Below are 964 nucleotides of genomic sequence, written 5' to 3'. Positions count from 1 at the left end.
CTTTAGGCTTACCCGTCGAACCAGAGGTATAAAGCATAAAGAGCGGGTCTTCGGCATTCATTGGCTCAGGTTCACACTCACTCGAAGCACCTGCCAAAAGTTCATGATACCAAAGGTCTCGACCCTCGACCCAATTAACATCATTGCCGGTGCGTTTTAACACAAAGACATTTTCAACCGTCGTGACCGCATCGGTTTCAATCGCTGCATCGACATTTTTCTTTAGAGGAATCGCTTTGGCACCACGTACGCCTTCATCAGCCGTCACGACCCATTTCGCTGCACCGTCAGCGATACGAGCAGCCAAGGCTTCAGGAGAAAAACCACCAAACACAACAGAATGAATGGCACCAATACGAGCACAGGCCAACATCGCTACAGCAGTTTCAGGAACATTAGGCATATAGATAGTGACAATGTCGCCCTTTTTTACACCTGTTTGTCGCATGGCGTTGGCAAACTTACACGTTTCTTCGTACAGCTCTCGATAGGAAATATGCTTAGAAGAATCTAGCTCATCTCCCTCAAAGATAACTGCAGTCTGTTCACCACGCTCAGCCAAGTGGCGATCTAGACAATTTACCGAAGCATTCAAGACACCGTCGTAATACCAGCGAATATGCAAATCATTAGAAGAAAACGATACATCTTTTACCTGGGAATAAGGTTTGATCCATTCAAGGCGCTTTCCCTGCTCTGCCCAGAACGATTCATTGTCATCCTGCGACTGCTGATAAAGCGCTTGATAACGGTCTTGATCGATATTAGTGCGGGCTTTAGCCTGCGCGTGAATGGGATAAACTTTTTGATTACTCATGAGATGTCTCCGGTCCTTGTAGAGCCTCACTATTCAGAGTCTCTTTTTATTCTTTATGAGTCACCGGAAGAGTCGACTAAAGACGCATACTTGATTGATTCTAATAAACTTTCCAGTGGTATATCTTCAGCTGAGGAGCGAATTGCT

1 protein-coding gene is annotated in these 964 nt (G+C 45.6%); it reads right to left on the bottom strand.

Annotated features, from left to right (window positions below; all coding sequences use genetic code 11):
* The coding region (locus A3763_RS04680) for an AMP-binding protein (RefSeq protein WP_156494912.1) at positions 1-817 on the bottom strand (817 nt) is incomplete at its 3' end.
* Positions 818-964 lie beyond the last annotated feature (147 nt).

Source organism: Oleiphilus sp. HI0128 (genome assembly GCF_001635365.1).
The sequence above is the reverse complement of the archived record's forward strand: the minus strand, read 5'-3'. Positions and strand labels throughout refer to the sequence as shown.